This is a genomic window from Streptomyces sp. NPDC037290 (genome assembly GCF_055603245.1).
This window is the reverse complement of the sequence record NZ_JBVJVZ010000036.1, coordinates 1-21,388: the sequence shown is the minus strand read 5'-3', so window position 1 is coordinate 21,388 and position 21,388 is coordinate 1. Positions and strand designations below refer to the sequence as shown.

At 67.5% G+C, this 21,388-nt stretch carries 18 protein-coding genes and 5 pseudogenes; 12 read left to right on the top strand and 11 right to left on the bottom strand.

Annotated elements, in window-relative coordinates:
* Position 1: 1 nt before the first annotated feature.
* The 8 genes from ACZ7HQ_RS41655 (at position 2) to ACZ7HQ_RS41620 (ending at position 8,366) form a co-directional block, all read left to right on the top strand.
* Positions 2-1,249, top strand: a complete 1,248-nt coding sequence (locus ACZ7HQ_RS41655) for a DegT/DnrJ/EryC1/StrS family aminotransferase (RefSeq protein WP_471001790.1) — start codon at positions 2-4, stop codon at positions 1,247-1,249.
* An 85-nt stretch (positions 1,250-1,334) separates the two neighbouring features.
* Positions 1,335-2,330 carry a GNAT family N-acetyltransferase gene (locus ACZ7HQ_RS41650; protein ID WP_471001787.1) on the top strand — a complete coding sequence of 332 codons (996 nt, stop codon included), beginning with the start codon at positions 1,335-1,337 and terminating at the stop codon, positions 2,328-2,330.
* 42 nt (positions 2,331-2,372) lie between these two features.
* Positions 2,373-3,884 carry an FAD-dependent oxidoreductase gene (locus tag ACZ7HQ_RS41645; RefSeq protein ID WP_471001784.1) on the top strand — a complete coding sequence of 504 codons (1,512 nt, stop codon included), beginning with the start codon at positions 2,373-2,375 and terminating at the stop codon, positions 3,882-3,884.
* A 48-nt stretch (positions 3,885-3,932) separates the two neighbouring features.
* On the top strand, positions 3,933-4,856 hold the full coding sequence (locus tag ACZ7HQ_RS41640) for a sugar phosphate isomerase/epimerase family protein (RefSeq protein WP_471001781.1): 924 nt from the start codon (positions 3,933-3,935) through the stop codon (positions 4,854-4,856).
* A gap of 163 nt (positions 4,857-5,019) precedes the next feature.
* The gene (locus tag ACZ7HQ_RS41635) at positions 5,020-6,258 is read left to right on the top strand and encodes an MFS transporter (RefSeq protein ID WP_471001778.1); all 1,239 of its coding nucleotides are present in this window, start codon (positions 5,020-5,022) and stop codon (positions 6,256-6,258) included.
* Positions 6,259-6,352: 94 nt separating this feature from the next.
* Entirely contained in the window at positions 6,353-6,940 is a 588-nt protein-coding gene (locus ACZ7HQ_RS41630; RefSeq protein ID WP_471001776.1) for a D-glycero-alpha-D-manno-heptose-1,7-bisphosphate 7-phosphatase, read from the top strand.
* A 493-nt stretch (positions 6,941-7,433) separates the two neighbouring features.
* On the top strand, positions 7,434-7,748 hold the full coding sequence (locus ACZ7HQ_RS41625) for a type II toxin-antitoxin system RelE family toxin (protein ID WP_471001773.1): 315 nt from the start codon (positions 7,434-7,436) through the stop codon (positions 7,746-7,748).
* A 246-nt stretch (positions 7,749-7,994) separates the two neighbouring features.
* Positions 7,995-8,366, top strand: coding sequence for a hypothetical protein (locus tag ACZ7HQ_RS41620; protein WP_471001770.1), 372 nt, complete (start codon positions 7,995-7,997; stop codon positions 8,364-8,366).
* A 128-nt stretch (positions 8,367-8,494) separates the two neighbouring features.
* Here the strand turns inward: ACZ7HQ_RS41620 and ACZ7HQ_RS41615 are convergent.
* Positions 8,495-9,192, bottom strand: a pseudogene (locus ACZ7HQ_RS41615) (IS6 family transposase); the annotation flags it as partial.
* Positions 9,193-9,809: 617 nt separating this feature from the next.
* Between ACZ7HQ_RS41615 and ACZ7HQ_RS41610 the strand changes: the two are divergent.
* Positions 9,810-10,724, top strand: coding sequence for a sterol desaturase family protein (locus ACZ7HQ_RS41610; RefSeq protein ID WP_471001768.1), 915 nt, complete (start codon positions 9,810-9,812; stop codon positions 10,722-10,724).
* 110 nt (positions 10,725-10,834) lie between these two features.
* On the opposite strand, the gene ACZ7HQ_RS41605 is transcribed toward ACZ7HQ_RS41610, so the two are convergent.
* The 6 genes and pseudogenes from ACZ7HQ_RS41605 to ACZ7HQ_RS41580 all read right to left on the bottom strand — a co-directional run.
* On the bottom strand, positions 10,835-10,966 hold the full coding sequence (locus ACZ7HQ_RS41605) for a hypothetical protein (protein WP_471001825.1): 132 nt from the start codon (positions 10,964-10,966) through the stop codon (positions 10,835-10,837).
* A gap of 65 nt (positions 10,967-11,031) precedes the next feature.
* Positions 11,032-11,361 (bottom strand): annotated as a pseudogene (locus tag ACZ7HQ_RS41600) (DDE-type integrase/transposase/recombinase); the annotation flags it as partial.
* 44 nt (positions 11,362-11,405) lie between these two features.
* Positions 11,406-13,085 (bottom strand): alpha-L-fucosidase, encoded by a 1,680-nt coding sequence (locus tag ACZ7HQ_RS41595; protein ID WP_471001765.1) that lies wholly within the window; start codon positions 13,083-13,085, stop codon positions 11,406-11,408.
* Positions 13,086-13,731: 646 nt separating this feature from the next.
* A complete protein-coding gene (locus ACZ7HQ_RS41590) occupies positions 13,732-14,130 on the bottom strand; it encodes a PIN domain-containing protein (RefSeq protein WP_471001762.1) in 399 nt (132 codons plus the stop codon).
* Complete coding sequence (locus tag ACZ7HQ_RS41585; RefSeq protein ID WP_471001759.1) at positions 14,130-14,405, bottom strand: hypothetical protein; 276 nt, start codon at positions 14,403-14,405, stop codon at positions 14,130-14,132. The genes ACZ7HQ_RS41590 and ACZ7HQ_RS41585 overlap by 1 nt, the downstream gene beginning before the upstream one ends.
* A gap of 331 nt (positions 14,406-14,736) precedes the next feature.
* Positions 14,737-15,135, bottom strand: a pseudogene (locus ACZ7HQ_RS41580) (transposase); the annotation flags it as partial.
* Between the two features lie 153 nt (positions 15,136-15,288).
* Here ACZ7HQ_RS41580 and ACZ7HQ_RS41575 point away from each other — a divergent pair.
* Both ACZ7HQ_RS41575 and ACZ7HQ_RS41570 read left to right on the top strand, forming a co-directional pair.
* A complete protein-coding gene (locus tag ACZ7HQ_RS41575; RefSeq protein WP_471001756.1) occupies positions 15,289-15,789 on the top strand; it encodes a hypothetical protein in 501 nt (166 codons plus the stop codon).
* 182 nt (positions 15,790-15,971) lie between these two features.
* Entirely contained in the window at positions 15,972-16,457 is a 486-nt protein-coding gene (locus ACZ7HQ_RS41570; RefSeq protein ID WP_471001818.1) for a transposase, read from the top strand.
* Positions 16,458-16,599: 142 nt separating this feature from the next.
* Here ACZ7HQ_RS41570 and ACZ7HQ_RS41565 read toward each other — a convergent pair whose 3' ends face one another.
* From ACZ7HQ_RS41565 to ACZ7HQ_RS41555, 3 genes and pseudogenes are all read right to left on the bottom strand, one after another.
* A complete protein-coding gene (locus ACZ7HQ_RS41565; RefSeq protein WP_471001754.1) occupies positions 16,600-17,139 on the bottom strand; it encodes a hypothetical protein in 540 nt (179 codons plus the stop codon).
* Between the two features lie 498 nt (positions 17,140-17,637).
* Positions 17,638-18,474 (bottom strand): annotated as a pseudogene (locus ACZ7HQ_RS41560) (IS701 family transposase); the annotation flags it as partial.
* A gap of 23 nt (positions 18,475-18,497) precedes the next feature.
* The gene (locus ACZ7HQ_RS41555) at positions 18,498-18,752 is read right to left on the bottom strand and encodes a hypothetical protein (protein WP_471001823.1); all 255 of its coding nucleotides are present in this window, start codon (positions 18,750-18,752) and stop codon (positions 18,498-18,500) included.
* Here ACZ7HQ_RS41555 and ACZ7HQ_RS41550 point away from each other — a divergent pair.
* Positions 18,694-18,968: pseudogene (locus ACZ7HQ_RS41550) on the top strand (DDE-type integrase/transposase/recombinase); the annotation flags it as partial. The gene ACZ7HQ_RS41555 and the pseudogene ACZ7HQ_RS41550 sit on opposite strands and share 59 nt — an antisense overlap.
* A 315-nt stretch (positions 18,969-19,283) precedes the next feature.
* Here the strand turns inward: ACZ7HQ_RS41550 and ACZ7HQ_RS41545 are convergent.
* The gene (locus ACZ7HQ_RS41545; protein WP_471001751.1) at positions 19,284-21,281 is read right to left on the bottom strand and encodes a hypothetical protein; all 1,998 of its coding nucleotides are present in this window, start codon (positions 21,279-21,281) and stop codon (positions 19,284-19,286) included.
* Positions 21,282-21,388: the final 107 nt, after the last annotated feature.

The following is a 21,388-nucleotide window of genomic DNA, read 5'->3' as shown; positions in this document are numbered from 1 at the left end:
CATGGCAGGACCAGGAGTTTCCCGTATCGGCCCCGAAGAGGAGGCCGAGGTGCTGAGCGTCGTACGAGAGCGCGAGTTGAGCCGGTACCGCTTCGACGACCACGACGGGTCCGCACAACCGTCGAAGGTTTCACAGTTCGAGCAGGAATTCCGTGCCCTGACCGGTGCCCGACACTGTCTGGGCATGAACAGCTGCACCAGCGCTCTGTACGCCGGGCTGCTCGCCGCGGGTATAGGTCCGGGCGACGAGGTGATCGTGCCCGGCTACACCTTCATCGCCTCGATCGCCGCGGTCGCCCATACCGGGGCCGATCCGGTGCTCGCCGAGATCGACGAGAGTCTGCTGCTCGATCCGGCGGACGTGGCCGCGAAGATCACGCCGCGCACGAAGGCGGTGCTCGCCGTGCACATGCTCGGAGCGCCGTGCGACCTCGATGCCCTGGACGCCGTCACACGTGAACACGGGCTGCTGCTCGTGGAGGACTGCGCGCAGGCCGGTGGCGGCACCTACCGCGGCCGACACCTTGGGACAGTCGGTGGATTCGGCGCGTTCAGCCTCAACGTCTTCAAGACCTTCACGGCGGGCGACGGCGGCTTGCTGCTCACCGACGACGACGAGCTGTACGAGACGGCGTTCGCCCTGCACGACCACGGCGCCGCGCCCTTGCGGCAGGGCGTCACCGACGGGCCGCCGCTGTTCGGTCTGAATCTGCGCATGCACGAGCTGACCGGCGCGTTCGCCCTCGCCCAGGTGCGCAAACTCCCCGGCATCCTGCGGACGTTGCGAACCAACCGGGACAAGTTTGCAGACGCGATCGGAGACTTGCCCGGAGCGACGCGTCGCCGACTGCACGACCCTGACGGCGACTGCGCCACAGTACTCGCGTACACGTTCCGATCCGCGTCCATCGCCGACGAGGTGGCGGCCCGACTGGGCACGATCACCCTGAGCCGGTCGGGCAAGCACAACTACGCCAACATGTCTCAGCTGCGCGCCGATCTGGTCGCCCCGTCGGATTCCGGGTCGCGCAGGCCGGATCGCGCCGTCATGCGCCGGTCCTGTCCGCCGGGCAGCCTGCCGCGCACGGACGACCTGCTCAGCCGCAGCATCGCGTTGAGCGTCGGGGTGGTCGACTCCTACCTCGGCACCGGAACAGGCATCGACGTGACCGCCGAGGACGACACGATCGAGGCCGCGGCGCGGCTGTTCAGGACCACGGTGGAGGACGTGGCCAAGGCGGCGTCATGAGGGTGGCACGGGATTCGGCACCGGCATTGGAAGCGGTGCTGTCGGCCTACGTCGAGCAGGGATTGCGGTCGATGGGACGCACCGCATGAATGCCGTCGCGTTCGAGTACGGTGCGCGGGCGGCAACGGATTTCCTGGACGCGCACCGGCTCTCGGCGCGGACCCCCTTCCAGACGTGCGGCTGGTGGCGGGCGTGGATTCGTGAGGCGGCGGACGCGGAGGGCACGACCCCGGTGCTGGTCCACCTGACGCGTACCGGCCGGCCCACGCTGGTGGTCGGCCTGCAGTTGCACCATGACGGCAGTACGGCGCTCCTGCGCCCGTTGTCCTGGCCGTGGGCCGACTATCACGAGGTCGCCGAGGTGGGCGACCCGTCAGCCACCGGACCCAAGCCCGACATCGGGCAACTGGCCGAGGCGATCGACCGGTGTCAACGAGAGTTCGGCGCCCGCCTTGAGCTGAGCAACCTGATCGCCAATGGACCGTTGTTGCGTGCTGTGTCCGAGCTGGGAGCAACGGCCCGGCCATCGGACACGGTCTTCCGCCTCGACCTCACCGACCCCGACGTCGTCCGACGCGTCAGCGAGCGGAGGGATATGCGGCGAAAACGCCGCCGCATCCAGAGACTCGGCACACTCCGGCTCACCTGCGCGGACACCTCGGCGCAGATCGCCGCCCGCCTGCCGGCGTTCATCGAGCTGCATACCCAGCAGTGGAGTGACCGGCCTGACGCGGTGGCGCCGTTCGATGGCGGCGTGGTCGACCGGACGTACGCGGCCATAGCGGCCGAGCCGTCCAGCACCGCGCGATTACACGAGTTGTGGCTGGACGATACCTTGCTCGCCGGTTGGTTCGGCTTCTGGCACGAACGCACTTACTACGCCTACCGCGCGGCCTACGACCTGGGTCACGGCCGCGACTCACCGGGGCATCTGCTGACAGCCGCGATGGTCACCGAACTCGCCGTCCAAGGGACGGACACCTTCGATCTGACGCGCGGCGACTACGCCTACAAGCTTGAACTGCCCAGCAGCCGCGCATCCACCATGACGGCGAGCCGGGAGCAACCGCGCCGGGTGTGACCGACGTCGCCGATATGTATGCCTTGACCACCCACGGCCCCGATGCGCGCCGCCCAGGCGGTCATCTCGCTGCCGGATGACAACACTCGGACCACAAACAACCGTGAGGTGTCAGTGGAATCGTTGGCCGACGTCGAGACACTCGTGGTCGGCGCCGGAATGGCCGGCCTCGCAACGGCCGCGGAACTCGCCCGACGGGGCCGGGGTTCGGTGGTCGTACTGGAGGCCGGGCCCGACCGGGGCCGCACCCATGTCCAGAGCGAATACTCCCCGGCCGATGCGCTCCGGCTCTGGCTGCACCCGGAGACCGACCCCGACTTCCGCCGTCCGTATCAGTCAGCCAACGGGGCCTACTGCGACCTGGCCGGCCTGCGCCGACGGGTCGGCGGCCGCTCGCTTTACTGGGGTGGCGTACTGCTGCCCATCGAGTGCTGGGCCCTTTCCGAGCAGTGGCCGGAAGCGGTCGTCACCGAACTGACCAAGACGTGGGACGGGGGGCCGTCGCTGTACCAGCGGGTCGTCGACGACGTGGTCGGCTGGGGCGCCGAGCCTCCTGGAGCACCCGGACTGACCCTCGGCGCAATGGAGTTCGAACGCACGCCGCACGCCACCCGCACGGAACCCGCCGGAGGGTGGAGCGCTTTCAGCCCACTGGCGTGGTGGGACGACGACGGCGACCCCAGGGTGCGCCGAGTGCCGATCCTCGCCGGCCATGACGTTCTGGGGGTACATCTCGCACACGGCAGGGCGACAGGCGTGCTGGTACGGACCGAGGACGGTGAGCTGCGAGACCTGCGTGCGAACCGGGTGGTGCTGGCCGCCGGAACGGTCGTGAACAGCCGCCTTGCGATTCAGGCCTTGGCCGCCTCAGATGCTGCCACACCGCGTGAATTGCCGGGACTCGTGGACAAGATTTCACAGGGTTTTGCGGTCGCCTTCCCCGATTCCGGACGGCTTCCTGATGCCGTCCGGGCCGCCGCTCACGAGGGCCACGTCTTCCATCGGACCGGTACGCCCAGTACCCGGTCCAACCACTTCGTGCGCTTCAGCGAAGGGGCGAACGGCACGGTTAACCTGGACAGTTGGACCATGGGTGAGCAGCGCCGCGGCCCACACAGCCAGGTGCGGTGCGACGGACACGGCGAATGGCCCTGGCCGACGACCGTGCACGCCCCGCTCGAAGCGGCCGATGAGCCGGTGCTCGCCGCCCAGCGATATCTGCTCGGTGAACTGTGGTCGGAAATAGCGAAGTTGACTGGAGCTCCCGCTGACAAGCTTCACTTCTCGCCGCGGCACGGCTCGGCCGACCTGGCCGACCGGCTGACAGCAAAACGCACACCGACACCACTCACCTACAGCTTCCCGCTCGGCTCCGAGCAACACGAGGCGGGCACCTTGGCCTTCGGCGAAGTTCTCGACGAGGAGCACCAGTTCACCGCCGTGCCGGGGCTGTACGCCTGTGGGCCATCGGTGATGCCACGTACCGGAGCGGCGAATCCGTCGATGACAACGCTCGCGCTCAGCAAGCGACTTGGAGCGATCCTCGCCGGGTGACGACACGTACCCGAAGCAGCCAGGAGAGAGGAAGTCCCTATGCGGAGAATGCCGATCGCGGTGTCCGGCACCGAATTCACCGACACCGACGGCGTGGACGGCCTGATCGAAATGGCCAGGTCCGCTCAGTGTGAGGCGGTGGAATTCTGGTACCCGAAGAATGCCGCGCGGGACGGTGTCGACGCCGCACTCCACAAACTGGACCGTGCCGGGCTGCGCATAGCCTGCGTGTCGACCCCCAGCACGCTCTACGGTACCGGTGAAGCGGATGCCGTTTCTCTGCTTCACGAGGCGATCGAGTTGGCGGCACGAACCGGCTGCAACCGGGTAAACACCTATTTCGGTCACGCGCCACTGGTCGACGACCAGCGTGCGATCGAGGCATACGCCGGCGCGCTGGCCCCGGTTCTCGACCACGCCGCGGCAAAGAACGTGGTGGTCGTCCTTGAGAACGAGTTCGACGCGTTCGGCTGGGACCCGGCTGGCTCCGACATCAGCAGGCGGCCGGCAGCGTTGGCGGCGCTGTTCGCTCAGGTCGACTCGCCTTGGTTCGGCTTGAACTTCGATGCCGCGAACTTCCTTTGCGCGGCAATCTCCCCGGCTCGCGACGCATTGCCCCTGCTGCTGCCGTGGGTGCGCTATGCCCACGTGAAAGACGTGTGTCGAGCGTCGGCGGACACCTCGCCCGACGGCTGGATCCGGTACACGGATCACGGCAGGCCCTACGACACGGCCCCTCTCGGCACTGGGGAACTGGACTGGCCGGCTTTGATCGGAAGCCTGGCAGCTGCGGGGTACGACGGATACCTCACGCTCGAACCGCACTGCGCGCCGTCGATTCTCCTGGCCGAGACGGCCAGGGCAGCCGACCATCTGCGCGACGTGATCAACGTCCACGCGCCGTCCCGCGCTCAGCAGGCATGTAATCCCTATATCAGCGACCGAAGCGACTCAACGACGGACGCAGATTAGCGAAATCGGGGTGAAGCGGCATGACCGGGACGACTCCACTCGCCGCGGCTGATCGACAACCGCGTGGGCTCTCCGCCACCAAGGCACTCGGATCCGGTACCCACCACCCGGCCCAACGGCCGCAGCCACGGGACTCGGCCGGTCCCCACCCGAGGGAGGCGTCGTGACCTCCACGGTCGTCTCGCCGTCGCTGTGGCGCAACCGCGACTTCCTCCTGCTCTGGAGCGGCCAGGTCGTCTCCACGCTCGGTGCCCGGACCAGCGCGACGGCGATGCCGCTGCTCGTACTGGCCAAGACCGGCTCGCCCGCCGATGCGGGCCTTGTCGGCGCCGCCGCCACACTTCCCTTTCTAGTCGCCTGCTTACCGGCCGGACCGCTGGTGGACCGGTACAATCGGCACCGGATCCTGCTGACGAGCGAGATCCTGGCCGGTCTCGCTCTGGCCACTGTGCCGATCGCTCTGTGGCTGGGAGTGCTGACGATTGCTCAGCTCATCGTGGTCGCGTTCGTCCAGGGGCTGTGCTTCGTATTCTTCAGCCTGGCGGAGACGGCCTCCCTCCCCAAGATCGTGCCGGCCGTTCTGCTGCCCGCGGCGGTAGCCCGGAACGAGGCCCGCAGCCGCGGCGCCACCCTGGCCGGTGGACCACTCGGCGGCGTGCTCTTCGGCATCGACCGCGCCCTGCCCTTCGTGACCGACGCGGTCTCCTATGCCGCCGCCTCCGTCGCGCTGCTGTTCCTCCGCAAGGACCTGCAGAACAAGACGACGGAGCCGGCCGAGCCGCTGTGGCGGGCGACCGTGGCAGGGCTGCGCTGGATCTGGCGCCACCCGCTCATCCGCACGGCGATCCTGCTGATCAGCGCCACCAACCTGGTCTTCCAGGCGCTCATACTGACCATCGTCGTCCTCGCCCAACGCCACGGTGCGACCCCCGGTGCCATCGGCACCATGCTCGGCATCTACGCCGGTGGTGGGCTCGTCGGCGCCCTGGTCGCCACCACGGCCCACCGCTACTTCACTCCCAAGATGGTCATCATCGGGGGCAACTGGAGCTGGGCCGCGCTCCTGCCACTCTTTCTGTTCACCCCCAATCCCCTTTACTTGGGGGCGATCGGCGCGGCCACCGCGTTCATCGGGCCGGTATGGAACGTCGTGATCATGAGCTACACCGCACTTCTGGTCCCCAACGACCTCCTGGGACGGGTCACGAGTGCGGCGATGAACCTTGCCTGGGGCGTCATGCCCATCGGTTCGCTCGGCGCAGGGCTGCTGCTGACCAGCGTGGGCCCCACCGGTGCCGTCCTCGCTCTCACCGCCGTCATGGTCGTCACAGCGGTCGGCGCGACCGTCAGCCCGGCCGTTCGCCATGCCCCGCCGCTCGGCGCCCCCGAGGAGGCGGTCTGAGGCACCAGCCACCGTCCGACCCCCAGTTCCCTTCCAGGGGTCGGAGACCCGAGATGCCGAACCGCTCCGCCTTCGGCACGCGTGCAGCGACGACATGAACGGCCCGGCAACCACCAGCGCCCTTCGGCGACCGGCGATATTCCTCGATCGCGACGGCACCCTCACCGAGCCCCGGCACTACCCGTCCCTCCCCGAGGACCTGGTACTCCAAGCGGGCATCGGGCCACCGCTACGCGCCCTCCAGCACGCCGGTTTCGCCCTGGTCGTGGTCACCAACCAGAGCGGGCTGGCCCGCGGCCTGGTCGACGAAGCCGCCATCGCGCCGATGCACCGGCGGCTGCGCGAACTCCTGGCGCGCCACCGGGTCTGGCTGGACGGGATCCACCTGTGCCCGCACCATCCGGTCGGTACCGTGCCGCGGTTCTCCACCGTCTGTTCGTGTCGTAAGCCCGCCCCGGGAATGCTCCATCAGGCCGCCAGGGATCAGGTCCTTGACCTGGCCTCCTCGTGGATGATCGGCGACTCCGCATGCGACATCGAAGCCGGCCTCCGCGCCGGAACGCGCACCGCCCTCGTCGGCCCACGCCCCTTCGCCGGTGTCGTACCGACCCTGTACCGGACCACGACGGCCCAGGTACTCACCGCCATCGCGGGGTTCGAGATCCCACCCGCACGAGCGTAAGCTTGACTCTGTCGGTGATCTTGGAGTTTCCCGGTGCGACGGCGTGATCAGCGGGCATGCTCGGGGCTGTTCCGCAGTCCGATGCAGTTGTCGAGGTGTTCGTTGTCGCTCCGTCCCCGTTCCGGTGAGCAAGTCCCATCTCTGACCGTGCAGATCGCGCGGGCGAGCAACCCGGGTGGTACGACGGCGATGTGGGTGAGAGACCGCCTCGACGGGCTGTGGCAAGACGAGGACTTCGCGGGCTGGTACCCGCGCGATGGACGCCCCGGTCTCTCGCCCGCCCAGCTGGCCACCGTCTGTGGACGCGGACAGACTCGCTGGTGGAGCTGTTCATCCAGTTCGTGCAGAAGATCGACACGCGGGCGGAGACCGGGGCGCCCTTGGCCTTCGGCGCCAGGGCGAGGGTGAGGGAGTCGTCGTCGATGGCCTTTGGCCAGCCACCGTGGTGGCCCTTCGCGGCAGCGTGTGATCATCACGGGGGGTCTATCGGGCCGTGTGTGATCTCCGGAGACTCGTCACCGGATCAGGTGGACGGCTACACCCGCAGAAATTTCACCGGGTAAGGGCCTCGGCTGTGTATGCCCGGCGGGTGATCATCAGGGAGGCGGACCGAGACGCAGTCACCGTGTGTGTCTGTGGACGCTCTGCTGTACGCCCGGACCGACTCGCGGACGATCCATCTCCCGAAGGCTCGCGGGCGTGGGGCACCAGCCACCGGCGTCTGCACAGCGGTCCGTGGAGAATCCTGTACCGCATCGACTCCCAGAACAGCACGGTGCACATCGAGCACGTAGGACACACCGGCTGATCAGGAAGGGGCGTCTCATATGACGCGTCGGTAGAGCCCGCTACCGCCGCCTGCGCTACTCCCCGTAGGCAAGCCCTCGCATCTCGACTGCGGATTGCGCCGCCGTGCGCGCCTTCATCGCTCCGTGCGCCTCCAGCATGCTCCCTGCGTGCTCGGCCACGAGGGTGATGCCGCTTCCGAGGGCATGCCGGAGTGATTGTTCCTCTGGGAGCCTTTGCCCGTTCCATGCGAAAGGATCGGGCGGTCATGGGTGAGATGTTCGACGATTGCCAGACGGCCTCGTGTAACGGCGAGGCAGTCATGATGGCGGAAGAGTGCGTGCACACCGCCGCATTCGATCTCGCAGGGACGATCGGGCTTCCCTGTACAAGTGCTGAGGGGGCGTCGGTCCGCTACCTGGCCGACTGGTTGATGACAGTGGACGAAGACCGGTTCTGGGCCATGGAGGTGGCGTTCCTCCAGTTCGACTACGCCCCGGGGAATGAACACTTCATGACTCACCATATTCGCGCCCTTCGGGCCTTCCTGGCTGAGCAGCAGGGCACTGCGCGGTGGGACGATACGGTGAGCGGACTCCTGGCGAAGTTCGAAGCCGCCGAAGCTCGATTGGATCAGTGAAGTTAAGACCACCGCACCGCGTTCTCGGGCGTCCGGACCGGTGCTGTCACGTTGTTGGGGTGTGATCGTCTGCTGGCGTGACGGAGTGTGGCGGGCCCGTGCTGAGGGCTTGCAGGCCCTGTGAGAAGGCCGATTCCGGTGGTGATGTGGTCCCAGGTGGTGAAGCGGACGAGTTTCTCGAAGGGGTGGGCGGCGGTGGTCATCAGGTGGGGTGGGGGCCGGAAGTGGGGTGAGATGCCGCTGAACGCGGACAGGAACCGCTGGGACCGGCCGGGCGTCCGGAAGCCTTTCATCGCACGTTCGCGCTGCCTGGGGCTGGTGGCTGTTCTCGGCCCGGTTGTTCAGACCTTTGTGTGAGCGGCACTCAACCGAGTGCATGAGCGCGCGGTGCGCGCTGCCGTAGCTCTTCACCTTGTCGGTCACCAGCACCCGGGGGTCACGCGTCTGCTTCTTCATCGGCTCGGCCATGAACCGCTTGGCCGCCTTGGCGTCCCGCCTGGACAGGAAAGAGGACGTCGAGTACACGGCCGTCCTGGTCGACGGCACGCCACAGGTAGTGCCGCGCCGTTGATCTTCACGAAGACCTCGTCCAGAGCCACTTGTCCCCCGGCCTGCGGCCGACGGCGGCGCAGTCCATTCGCGTAGGCCTGCCCGAACTTGCTGCACCAACGGCGCACCGTTTCGTACGAGACGATCACGCCGCGCTGGAGCATCAGCTCCTCGACCTCACGGAACGACAACGGGAAACGGAAGACAGCCACACACAGTGCGAGATGACCCCGACCGGGTAGCGGTGGCCCTTGTACGACGGCGCCCCCGCGCCCACCAGCTGTCAACGGTCTCTGAATATTGACCCAGAACAACGTGACAGCACCGTTCGCAATGCGGTCACTGTGACCGTTCGCCGAACGTTTCCTTCCGGGCCCTCCAAGCTCTCGTGACGCACCGCCGCGAGCAGTAGACCGCGAACGGCGGTCCACCCCGGCCACCCAAGTCGCCCCGCACTCGGGGCACTCGGCCAGACCCTCACCCTTTAACTCCGCGGCCACCCGCTTGCGCAACCGGCGGTCACGGCGCCACTGCCTGGAACGACATGCCGGCGAGCAGTACACGGCACTGGGCCGTGCGTCCGGCCTCAGCCGTTCACCGCAGCCCCCGCACACCCTCTCCCCGGCCTGCCCGGCGCCATCGGACACCCCCAGCCTAGGCCCCAAAGCTACTCGAATCCGGGGATAAACAGGCACTACTGTAAGACCCGGCTGGCATGCCGGCGCACCGGAAAATTCCAAGATCCCCCACAACGTCAAGGTCAATTACCGCCAATTACCAGGATAATCCGTTGTTCCGGCAGGCTCCCTCTTGACGCCGGGGCAGCAATACGAGGCGCCCACCAGGCAATATGCGTCAACTCCCGGGTTGGACGGCCACCTATCATTCCTGTCTATGTCGAACCTACCCGACGTCGTATTCTGGTCCATACCGGCTTTCGCGCTGCTCACCGTCGTCGAAATCGTCCTCGTCCGATTGCATCCCGACGAGGAGAATGCCGGATACGAAGCGAGGGACGCGGCGACCAGTGTCAGCATGGGGCTCGGCAGTCTCTTCTTCGGCTTCCTGTGGAAGTTCCAGGATGTCGCGATCTACGGCGTCGTCTACGAACTGACGCCACTGCGCATGCCGTTACTGTTGTGGACCGTTCCGCTGATGCTGATTGCACAGGACTTCTTCTCCTACTGGTCCCATCGGAGCCATCACGTCATCCGGATTCTCTGGGCCTGCCACGTCGTTCACCACTCCAGCCGGAAGTTCAATCTGACCACCGCGCTGCGCCAGCCCTGGATGACGTTCACCGTTGGGTTCTTCTTCCTGCCCATGGTCGCCGTCGGTGTGCACCCGGCCGTGCTGGCATTCTGCAACTCCCTCAATCTCGTCTACCAGTTCTGGGTACACACCGAGCGCATTGAAAAGATGCCCCGGTGGTTTGAATTCATCTTCAACACGCCGTCGCACCACCGTGTGCACCACGCGTCGCAGGGCAACTATCTGGACCGCAATTACGGCGGGGTCCTCATAGTCTGGGACCGGCTGTTCGGAACCTTCGTCCCGGAGACCGAGCGGCCCGTTTACGGGCTGACCAAGAACATCCGGACGTACAACCCGCTGATGGTCGCCTCGCACGAGTACATGGCCATTGCCAAGGACATCAAGATGGCGGGCAGCTGGAACGAGCGGCTCGGTCGCCTGTTCCGCGAACCCGGCTGGCGTCCGCAGGACGGAACACCCGTCTCGATGGCGTCCCTGGCCGAGGAGCCGGCCGATGAGGCCGTTACGGCCTTGGGCGGAGCGAAGATGTCCTGAGGCTGCGGCTCTCCTGGTCAGCTGAGCAATGTCGAGCTGCCGCGGCGGGTCAAGCGGCTGGAGGCGGCCAGGGCCGTTCCAAAGTCCGTTGATGTTCGTGTAGTGGCTGGTCACGGGGTGATGCCGAGGAGGTCGAGGGGGCGGGTGAAGGGCTCGTAGGACATCTCGCGGAGGCCGGCGGCGATGTTGGTGTGGCCGTGTTCGCGGAGTTTGTTGATGGCGAGGTTGCGCAGGGTGGCCATGTTCTCCGGGCCGTAGCCGGTGCGGACTTGGGAGCGGTCCTCATGGCGGCCAGCACGTCGATGTCGATGTCGTAGTGGCCGGCGAAGGCGACCGCCTCCGGATGCAACGGAACCGCCTGACCAGGAGCGACATGCCGTCGCACGATGGTCTTGGTTCGGTCGTAGACGATCGTCATCGGCACCCCGCCGAAGTGCGCAAATGCCCGGCGGTGGCAGCCGAAGAAGGTCTGTAAGTCCTGACTGGTGGTGAAGCAGCAGAACGGGTCGCGGGAGTACGACAGCGTCATGTGGAAGGAGTAGACCTTCCCGATGCCCACGTGAGCGAGGATCTTGCCCTCATCGCCCCAGTCGACCTGCGCCTGAGCACCGGGGAGCACCTCGAAACGACGGTGCATGCCGGCCAGTTCCCGAGGCGTGATGCCGAGTGGGGCTGGGCGCGTCACCTGCGGATCAGGAGCGCGTCGAGTTGGAAGTAGGTTCCGCTTCGTTTGATTGCTGTGATGGTGTAGTCGCCGAAGGGCAGTCCAGTGACGCTGAAGAGTGCTTGCTGAGGGTTGTAGCCGGAAAAGCCGGCAGCGCTGACGGTCTGCTGCTTGACGAGCCGGCCGGAGGCGTCGGTGATGGTGATGTCGGCGTCGCCGTACTGGGAGTTCCGGGAGGAGATGTAGTCCACTCCGGTGCCGGTGAACCTGTAGCTGAAGGAGTCTCCGTCGGTCGTGGTGTAGTGGAGGTCGTCCGTGTAGTCGCCTGCTCCGCGGCCGCTGGAGACGTGCCATGCGCAGCCGTGATACATGATGCCGGGAGCATTGTCGTTGAGCTTCCAGCCGGGGAGTTCCTTCACCGTCAGCTTGATGGCAGTGTCGTTGGCGTCCCAGGCCCTCGGAATGGTGAGTTTCACTCCGCCGGCGTCCTGCCTTAGTGCTACCGGGGTGCCGTCCTTGACGAGAGAGGCCGTCCCGAAGACCTTGCCGTCCCGAGGCAGCGGAAGGGTGAGCGTGTGCCCGGCCGGTGGCTTAAGGACGTGGATATACTCGCTGCGCTCATTCGGTGACTCCGTCGCCACTCCCCAGGCCAGGTCAGCGATACGGGTCCCGGGGCCGGTCGGGTAGGAGATGCTGGGCCGGGTGCCGACGATGGACTCCTTGATCTGGCTGATCCAGGTACCGATCTGCTTCAGCGTCGTCAGAGCGCCAGGTTCCCAGCCGCCGTCGGCGTAGGGACCTGTTGCCCAGGCGATGCCGCCGCCGTCAGTGTTGGTGGCCGCCTGCAGGACGGTGTAGCGGAACATGCTCGCCGGGGAGTATCGGAGCGTGCTGGTGGCCCGCTGAGCCCACCAGTATTGGGTAAAGATCGCGGCCACGTGCTCAGCATGGCTGGGCCACAGGGTCCCGTCGGGCTGTGCGAATTCCTCCCAGCCACCGTATTCCTTACTGCCTTTGTCCAGGCCGTACAGATTGCCGTGGTCGTTCTGGATGAGGACGGTATGCGGGCTCACCGCCTTGATCGTGTCCCGCAGCCGGGGATAGTCGACCACTCTCTGGCTGTCGGCTTCAGGGCTGCCTTCGTCCATATACAGGCCGTCGATCCGGGCACCGTAACGCTGCATCAGCTCCCGGTAGACGTCGTCGATAAACGCGTTCCATTTCGGACGGTCGAAGTCCGCGCCCGGGTTCCAGCCTTTCCCGTCCGCAGGGGGCTGTGTGCCCCAGCCGGTATTCTGCTTGTCCGCGGCGCTGAACTCCATGCCGTCGCGCGGGTGGGTGTAGAGGTAGACGCGGATTCCTTTGGCCTTGACCGCTGTGATCATATCGCCGATCAGGTCGCGGTTGACGCGGTGGTTGGGCAGGCCCCACTCCAGCATCTTCTGGCTCGGCCAGAGCGCCACCATCTTGGAATGCCAGGCGGTGAAGATGACGTACTGCACCCTGACGGCAGCCAGATCGTCTGCGAACCGGTTCGTGTTGAAGCTATTCGCGAGAGCGTTGGCGTCGCTGACGACCACACCGCCGGAGTTCACCGTGAGCCCCGGCACGTAGTGGACGAAAAGCCCGTACTTGTGATCGAGAATATTATTCATTCCGTCGTCCGCATGGGCTGGCTGTGCCTGGAGGGGCACCATGAGGACAGCCATAAGCAAGATCAATGGAGTGAGTAAGTTCGCCAGTTTCCGTCTGCTGGATAAGTCCATGAGCGGACCCTTTCGGGTGTCCTGAGGCATGGGGACATTACGACCCTCTGATCGCAAACACCGCAACCGGGCGTGGCGGCGGGCCTCGCCGTCTCGGCGGTGACGCACGCGCTCTTCGACCGCCCGGTGGCCGGCCCGCTGGCTTCTGGAGCACATCGGTTCCACGCGATTCGAAGAGCTGAAGGCGGCAGGGATGAACGGCATGGGACGAATACACCGAGGCGATCGCCCAGACCATCGAGGCGAAACGCGAACAGAAGCCCCTCCCCGAGGCACCAGAGACCGCGGCAACGCCCGGCCAGCTGGTCAACCTCATGGCCGCGCTGACCGAGTCCGTACAGCGGGCAAAGACGGCCCGAGGTGAGGACGTTGGACCGGCCGAGGTACACAAGCTGCCGAAGAAAGCTCCCTCGAAGAAGCAGCCGGCCAAGAAGGCCCACGGCGAAGAAGCCGTCCGGCCAACGTCCGCAGAGCGCTCCCGGCGACAGCGCTGGGCCTTCGCGGCTACCAGGTCGCGGCCGGCCAGACCCGGGTCAACGCGACGATCGTGTCGATATGCCGCCGGGCGGCTGGCGGCCTACCGGTCGGGGTGGACGGCTTGGACACCGGTGCCTGCGTAGGCCTTCGGAGTCAGGGTGAGCAGGAACCGTCCGCCGGGGTGGGCGGGTGAGGGTCGGGCGGCGTGGATGGCGTGGACGGCGGCCCAAGAGTGCCCGAAGCGCAGCAGTTCGGTGGCGGTGACCGCGGCGTCGGTGTCGAAGGGTTCGATCCGGATGAACCGCAGCCCCTTGATGTAGCCAAGCAGGCCCGGCCGGTCGGCGTTGCCAGCCGTCAGCGACAGCACCGGCGCGTACAGCTCCCCGAGTCCGCCGGAGGCCTGGACGTAGAACGCCGCGACCGTCTCATTGAACGGATCTTTCGGGTCGTACAGCGCCGCCGCGGTGGTGTGGTCCAGGACGACCGCGATCGCCGCCACTACGCGGCCGTCCGCGGACCGTGCGAGGAGGCGCCCAGGCGCTCCAGCAGATGCCGGGCCTTCGCCTCGGCCTCCGGGCTCGGCGCGCTGCCGAGAGCGGAGGCGAGCTCGGCGCGGGCCAGCTCGGCCCGCTCGGCGTACTCGGCCTGCGTCGGCGTGCTCTGCGCAAGGTCCTCGACCAGGCTGCGGATGGTGGTGCCGTGTTCGGCCGCTAGCTGGGCGAGCCGGTCCCGCGCGGCGATGCTCACCTTGATGCTCGTCTCATCTGTTGCCATATCCCTCACTCTAGCGCGCCCCTCTACTGTCGGTAGAGGAAACGCGCGGCGTCATGCTCCGGAAGCCCCGCGACCGGCCCTCGCGCACGTTTTGTTCCGGAGAGGGCGCACAGTCCGCATGCAGTAGTCGGTACGCGCGATGTGCGCTTGAGGTGGGGGCACAGGCGCCTCATGGCCCGGGCTTGCGCGACCTGATGCCCGGCGCCAGGGAGGGACCCATACGCGACAGCCAGGTCATGCCCGTGCCGTCCGACTGCAGGAGCACTACAGTGTGCGCGCCCAGGCCCACTGACAGAAGAAGCGGCACCCAACACCCCTGGCTGCCCTTTATGTAAGCGCGGTCGGCGAGGATGGGAACGCCCCGGCGTTCGCAGATCCGGATGATTCGGTGGGTGTGGGCCGCGGTGAGATCGTGCACGCCGCCGGGCATCGTCGGCGGGATCCACAGCAGCCGCCCGGCCGGGTCGGTCACCACCTGCACGTTTACCCCGTGTCGGCGGTGTTTGTGGGAGAAGTCGGCCCGGTGTCGCCGAGCCGGTCGCACTCCGCCAGGGTGCCGTCGAGCAGGACGTAGTCCGGTTCCGCCTCGTGCAGGGCGCGCAGTAGGCCGGGTGCGCGGTCGGCGAGCAGGTCGACGACGGCTGTCGTGTGGGCGTGAGCGGTACCCACGGAGATTCCGAACCCCGGCAGAGAGCTGGGCGAGGGTGTCGTGTCGGCGCAGGTACGCCAGGCGCAACCTGTCACCAATACCCGGTCGGACAGGTTCTCCGCGCCACGGTCACCGAACTGCTCGAACACGGCCGCCACACGCCCGCCCTCGGGGTACGCCTGCACACCCCTGGCGGCCCCCCTCTCCCAGACCGCCGCCTGGCACTCCTTCGACTTGCGGCGTCACACCCACGCCAGTCAGAGCTGGATCGCCGGCCTGCACAACGCCTACGCAGCCGGTGACCACGACATGGGCGCCGGCCTCCTGGGCGACCTCGCCTACCAAGCCGCCTGGCGCCGCGACCACACCACCGCAGCCAACACCTTCAACTGCGCCCTGACCCGCGCCCAGAACCCCGCCGCCCGGTGCCTGCTCCAGCTGCGCCTCGCCCGCACCCTCGCCGCTCGCGGCGGCCGCAGCGAACGCCGCGTCGTGCTGCACGCCCTCACCGCGGCCAAACAACACCTCAGCGACGCCGGCGCCGACCGGCCCACCTTGTGCGCCTGGGTCTCCGAAGCCGACCACGCCGTCGACTCCGGCCAGGCCCTCCTGGACCTCGGCGACATCGGCTGCGCCCACAGCTCATCAGCGAAGGCGAATGCCTGCTTCCGCCCGCCCGGGACAAGACGAAGGGCGTGTTCCTCGCCTACCGCGCCGCGAGCTACCTCGATCTGAAAGAGCCCGAGACCGCCGCGGCCGCCGCCACCAAATCCCTGCTCCTGGCCCGTCGCATCGGAGCACCTCGATGTGTGCGCCTCGTCGACGCCCTGCTCCCCCGCTTCCAGCCTTACGCCGACGCCCCCGGCGTTCCCGAGCTCCTCCACCTCGCTGCCGCCTAGCGGGAGGGAAGCAGAACCATCCGGCACTCCACAATCGGGGACATCAGCCGCTTCCCCACCGAACACCACTTTGCCAGCTACACCGGCAGCGCCTTTCTGGACGCCTCCAGCGGCAACAACGTCCGCCACCGGCTCAACACCGGCGGAAACCTCGCACTGAACTCGGCCCTGCACACCATCGCCGTCTGCCAGATCCGCGACGGCGGGCGCGGGCAGGACTACAACCTCCGCAAGATCGCCGAGGGGAAGACCTTCGGAGGCCCGCCGGGCCCTCAAGCGACGCCTCTCCACCATGGTCTACCGGATCATGAAACGAGACCAACAGAACCACCTCGCTCAAGCCGCTTGACACACAGAGGCGCTATGAGGTCACGAAAGCCCGGCCGGTCACGTGCGCTGTGGCACTGCCCGAAGGCCGACGGTTCAAGCTGCAGACAGCCGAAGCGTCGGTCAGTCACTGGGTCAGACCCCCGAGCAGCGCCACACCCCAGTCTCGGGGCGTGAGTGCGGAGCGACGGTTCCCGACGTTCTTGAGCGCTGAGTTGACACCGTTTCTCGGGTACGTTCCGGGCCCCGGCGAGCCCAGAACAGCCGCTTATTCATCTGTTGAGAAATCGGTCGATTCCTCAACAAGATCTACGCGTCATCAACAGGGAACGCTGATGCTGTAGGTGCGCTGACCCGAGTCGAGGGCATCGTCGCTCCCCCAGTACGGCCCGACCTGGTGGTAGGTCATGGTGACGCTGTAGGTGCCGCAAGCGGTCGTCGACAGGGAGGCGCTTGCTGAACCCGCACCCGAGGTCTGCTGGGCGCTGACGCTGTAGCTGTGACTGGTGCCGCCGACGCTGGCCGCGCCCTTGGCGTCCCAGGACGCCGGGTAGCTGCTGCTCGCGTAGTACCAGGCGCTGCCCCAGTAGTACTGGACCTGTCGCGTGTTGACGACGGCGGAGACCGAACCGCTGGAATCGGCCTGCAGGCACAACTGAACCTCGGCGTACGTCCAATGACCGTTGCCGTAGAAGCTTTCGGTCGGACCGCAGTAGGTGCCAGCCGGGGCAGCGGCGTGCTCTTGGGCGGCTGCCGGTGTGGCAAGGGCTGCACCGGTCAGGGCGAGGGCCGCGGCGCCGACCCCGATGGCTGCGGATCGAATGCCGGCTGGGGTGGTGGTGCGTCCGGTGAATCGCATGGTTGCCCCTCTTGTTCCGCGTGAACGCCCCTGGTCAGCAGGGGCATTACCAAGGACAGCAGTCCCCCTGTTTGGCCGGGTGGTGTTATGTGCGCAATTCACTCGGTCGGGTAGACCTGGGATATCTCATCGCGGACCGCATCACGCAGAAACTCGCCCTGGAGGGCGTGACGTTCGGCTGGCACCCGAGGGTGCACACCAGGTTGTGTGAGTGGTGGCTGATAGTTCCTTTCTAGTCTGGTTCCTGCTCTGAACAGAAAGTGACGCTCAGTGATATCGAGGCAGGAATCCGAGGCCGGCCGGTTAGTACTCCAGTTGCAGTTCGCTATTCCTGCTGGTCAGAGGCATGTTCATGAGTGTACTGGGCTGATGTGCAGTCAGGTGGCGGGAGTTCGTGACTTCGGGTGCGGCGGCGGTAGTGACAGTGGCGCGCGGTGGCCTGGTGACGGCGGCGCCAGCGAGACCAGTTCAGTGCGTGGCGTGTGCGCCGGATATGCGTCAGCGTGGGGCGGCCAACTGCCAGGAGTCGCCGGATTTCCGCCACCGTGAGCGGGGCGAGATCACCGGAACCGATTCTGCGGCCCCCCTTTCCGTCCCCGCGGCGGCGGCCATGGCGGCGAGGAAGGCATGGGCGAGCATGGCCAGGGTGATGTGCCGATACCAGCCCGGATACCGGCGAACTTCGTACTGATCCAGGCCGCACTCGTTCTTCGCGGCCTGGAACGCCTCCTCGATCGCCCAGCGCGTCTCAGCGACCCGTACCAGTTCGGCGATGCCGGTGCCGGCCGGTGCATAGACGAGGTAGTAGGCAATCTCGTCCGGACGGGCCAGGCTGCGGCGGGCCAGCACCCACCGGGTGAGCGCATCACCGTCGAAGTCATCAATCGCGGGCAGCCTCGCTGCCGCCCAGTCGTAGACGCGCGGCCCTTTCGCGCCCGCCCCGCAGGAGTGGCGTTCCCCGGCTTCCTCGGGTGCCTGGGTGATGGCGAAGTCGATGCGGCCGATGGCGTGCACGTGCTGGGACTTCGGCACGGCCAGAACGTAGCCGACGCCGGTCTCCTCCAGCAGGCGGCGCAGCCGCCACTCCTGGCCGTAGGCCGAGTCTGCGGTCACCCAGGCGATCGGCAGCGGCGAGGCCAGGGCGCGCATGATGATGGCCTTCGCGAGATCGCCTTTGGTGGCGAACGCGCGCTCGTCGGGAATCCTTGCCTCTGTGCAGCGGTCCGGATCAGAGGTCCAGGACTTCGGCAGATACAGCTCCCGGTCCACCAGCGCGCGGCCACTGGAGGAGGCATAGGCGGCGAACACGCCGATCTGGCAGTTCTCGGTGCGGCCCGGGGCTTGCTCCTGAATAACTGTCAGGGTTGATCTTTCTGGTGGTTCTCGTCAGGCAGGTGGACCCGGAGCTGTTCGAGGGTCCGGGCGGGCGACCCGGGCAGTGGTGTGACGACGATGCGGTGAAGGTCCAGCAGGCGGTGGCCGTCCTGGAACTGGTTGGAGAGGTTGGTGCGTGTGACGCCCAGCAGCTGGGCCAGGAGGGTGCTGGTGGACATCCTCGTGAGCGCCAAGCGGGACGCGAAGGCGGCGAAGCGGTTCTTCCGCCGCCTGCTCACGGACTACGAGTACGTGCCGAGGGTGATCATTACCGACAAGCTGCGCTCCTACGGCGCCGCCCACCGCACGGTGATGCCCTCGGCGGAGCACCGCAGTTCACGGTATTTGAACAACCGGGCCGGAGAACTCGCATCAACCGGCCCGACAGCGAAAGCGTGCCATGCGTCGCTTCCGCTCCGCAGGCGGAGTCCAGAGGTTCCTATCTGCCTTCAGTGGCGTCTCACCGCACGTCCGCCCCCGACGTAACCTCCTGCCCGCCGCCGGGTACCGGGCCGAGATGACCGAACGCTTCACCACATGGCGGCAGGTCACCGGCCGCCCAGCGAACGTCTACGCCAGGTCGGGGACCATCCCCGCGGGCGCGGGGATGGTCCCCAGCAGCACAATGGCCCCGCGCAACGGGGCCATTGCTCCCCGCGCCGCGGGGATGCCCCGCCGTCCGCGATCTTGGCCGAGCCCGCCGAACTGTTCCCCGGCATGCGGGGATGGTCTCCAAGGCGGAGCGGGGGCGACTGCCGGCACATGGCCGATCAATCCGCCGAGGAGCGCCGACACACGGAGTCCAGTTCCTCCAGTCGCTCGGTGAGCAGGGCTTCAGCGGTGCGCAGGGCCGCCTCCTCTGCTGCCTTCTCAGCAGCCGCCTTCGTCCTACGCGTATGGCGCCGCCGGTAGGCCGCGTATACGGCGTCGGCCTCCGTCATCGCCTCCTCTGATCGGGCCAGCCTGCGCAGGGCCGACTCGCGCCGCTCATCCCGGATCCGCCGTGCCACCTGCGGCGCAACGTGGGCCAGCTCGGCCGGATCCGCGTCCTGACCGCAGGCACGCTCGCACGCCGCTGCCAGCAGGGTCCGGGTATCTTTCTCGCACTGCTTGAGCAGTTCCTGGACGGCGGCCGGGTCCGTGAGGTCGGCCCGTATGGCGATGGCCAGGTCGACGGCCTCGCGCACCAGGCTGCCGGTTCGCCGCCGGGATGCACACTGCGGGCACAGGCCCGCCGAATCGGGCAGATTGCAGTCCTCGCACGGTAGTACCCTCCGCGCCGCCTCGGCGACCTCAGCCGCCTGCTCGCGCCGCCACACGAAGTCCTTGGCCTCGAGGGAAGCCTGCTCACGCAGCCGCTCCTCGAGGACCCGGCGGCGCTCCCCCGTGCCGAGGCCGGGCAGCTCCAGGTCGATCTGTGCCGCGGTCTTCGCGCGGCGGGCACGGCGGAGTTGGATCACGGTCCCGCAGTTGCCGCACGCGCCGCCGGTGTCCAGGCGGATCCCGTCGTCGCAGCGCAGGTCCGAGCAAGATGGCCGCTGCACCAGGCCACGGCGGATCAGCCACGCGTAGGGCGTGGTGACCAAGGCCTCGCCGCCGGTCTCCTCCAGCCGGTCGGTGAGCCGACCGGCCAGCAGTCGCGGCGCATCCTCCGGCCGCATCAGCAGGCCCGTCAGGCGGGTCAACTCCGCCTTCGCCATGGCTTGGACCTGGTCCTGCTGCCAGCGGGACAGCCGCTTCCACAGCCATGCGGCTGGCTCCAGGCCGACCCGAAGACGAAGATCATCCGGCAGGGACGCCCTCCCCCGCTGCTGTGTCTTTCCACCCCCCACAGCTGTTAGCTGGCCACCGGCCCCAGCCCCGGCAACCCGCTCATCAACCTGGGACACCTTCGGCTTTTCCCCGCGAAGCGGGCCGCCGTCAACCACCGGCGACGTCGCCCCGGCAGCGGCGGTCTCACCATCGGCGGCCTGGTCCTTACGCGCGCACACGCGCTCCGGCCGACGGCTTTCACTCCCACCGGCTTCGCCGGGAAAACCACAAGAGAGCTGTAGAGGAACCACCGGAGTAACCACAGAAGCGTGGGGAGCGTGGAGCTCTGCACCATCGGGACGCTCCTGATCCGCCGCCCCCTGCACACCCTCAGCATCCCAAAGCCCAGTCGTACCAAGGGCACTAGCAGCGGCGATGGCAGCATGATCTCCGACTGCACCATCGGGACGCTGCGAAAACACCGCTTCGGAACCCTGAACGCCCTCCAGGAGAGCCGGCGCGCGACCGTACGCACGGGCGACCGGCAGCAGCATGACCTGGCCCCGCCCACGCATGCGCGTCGCCGACTCCTTGCGCTGCCGTGCCACGGCACCGGCCTCCGTCAGCCGCGCCAGAACCTTCCGAGCCCCCGACGGTGAGCAGCCCAGCAGCCGTGCCAATGTCGCAGCCCCGCGCCCCTCCTTCTTCCTGACCGAGCCACCGCACAGCTGCAGCCAGCCCGACGCCCGCGTGCTCAGCACCGTCAGCAGCAGCCCGAGACGGTCGGTCGCAGCCCCCTTGCCCGTACGGCCGGCCAGCAGTCCGGCCGGGATCGGCTCCTTGCCTTTCGGCGTCCAGCCCGGACCGAACAGGGCCTCGATGAGGCGCAGCAGCGTCGCCAGTTCCGCCTTCGACAACACCAGGGGATGCGCGGCCCCGGCGCTCTTGCGGGCCCTCCACAGGGGCATGACCAGGCAGTCCAGCCCGGTCGGGTGTCCCTTCGAGTCCGTCACCACCCTCGTGCGCAGCTTGGACTCAACCGGTCGTCGCAACACCGGCTATCTGGAGCGATAGTAGGTGCTCGTTGAGGGCTTCTGCTGGGGTCTTCCATCCGAGGGTCTTG

Excerpts from the sequence above, each read along its gene's own strand:
- ACZ7HQ_RS41610 (WP_471001768.1), top strand. The coding sequence starts at position 9,810 with ATGTCGAACCTACCCGACGTCGTATTCTGGTCCATACCGGCTTTCGCG.
- ACZ7HQ_RS41630 (WP_471001776.1), top strand. The coding sequence starts at position 6,353 with ATGAACGGCCCGGCAACCACCAGCGCCCTTCGGCGACCGGCGATATTC.
- ACZ7HQ_RS41650 (WP_471001787.1), top strand. The coding sequence starts at position 1,335 with ATGAATGCCGTCGCGTTCGAGTACGGTGCGCGGGCGGCAACGGATTTC.
- ACZ7HQ_RS41585 (WP_471001759.1), bottom strand. The coding sequence starts at position 14,405 with ATGGCAACAGATGAGACGAGCATCAAGGTGAGCATCGCCGCGCGGGAC.
- ACZ7HQ_RS41565 (WP_471001754.1), bottom strand. The coding sequence starts at position 17,139 with ATGCGATTCACCGGACGCACCACCACCCCAGCCGGCATTCGATCCGCA.
- ACZ7HQ_RS41655 (WP_471001790.1), top strand. The coding sequence starts at position 2 with ATGGCAGGACCAGGAGTTTCCCGTATCGGCCCCGAAGAGGAGGCCGAG.
- ACZ7HQ_RS41595 (WP_471001765.1), bottom strand. The coding sequence starts at position 13,085 with ATGGTGCCCCTCCAGGCACAGCCAGCCCATGCGGACGACGGAATGAAT.
- ACZ7HQ_RS41620 (WP_471001770.1), top strand. The coding sequence starts at position 7,995 with ATGGGTGAGATGTTCGACGATTGCCAGACGGCCTCGTGTAACGGCGAG.
- ACZ7HQ_RS41640 (WP_471001781.1), top strand. The coding sequence starts at position 3,933 with ATGCCGATCGCGGTGTCCGGCACCGAATTCACCGACACCGACGGCGTG.
- ACZ7HQ_RS41645 (WP_471001784.1), top strand. The coding sequence starts at position 2,373 with ATGCGCGCCGCCCAGGCGGTCATCTCGCTGCCGGATGACAACACTCGG.
- ACZ7HQ_RS41605 (WP_471001825.1), bottom strand. The coding sequence starts at position 10,966 with ATGGCCACCCTGCGCAACCTCGCCATCAACAAACTCCGCGAACACGGC.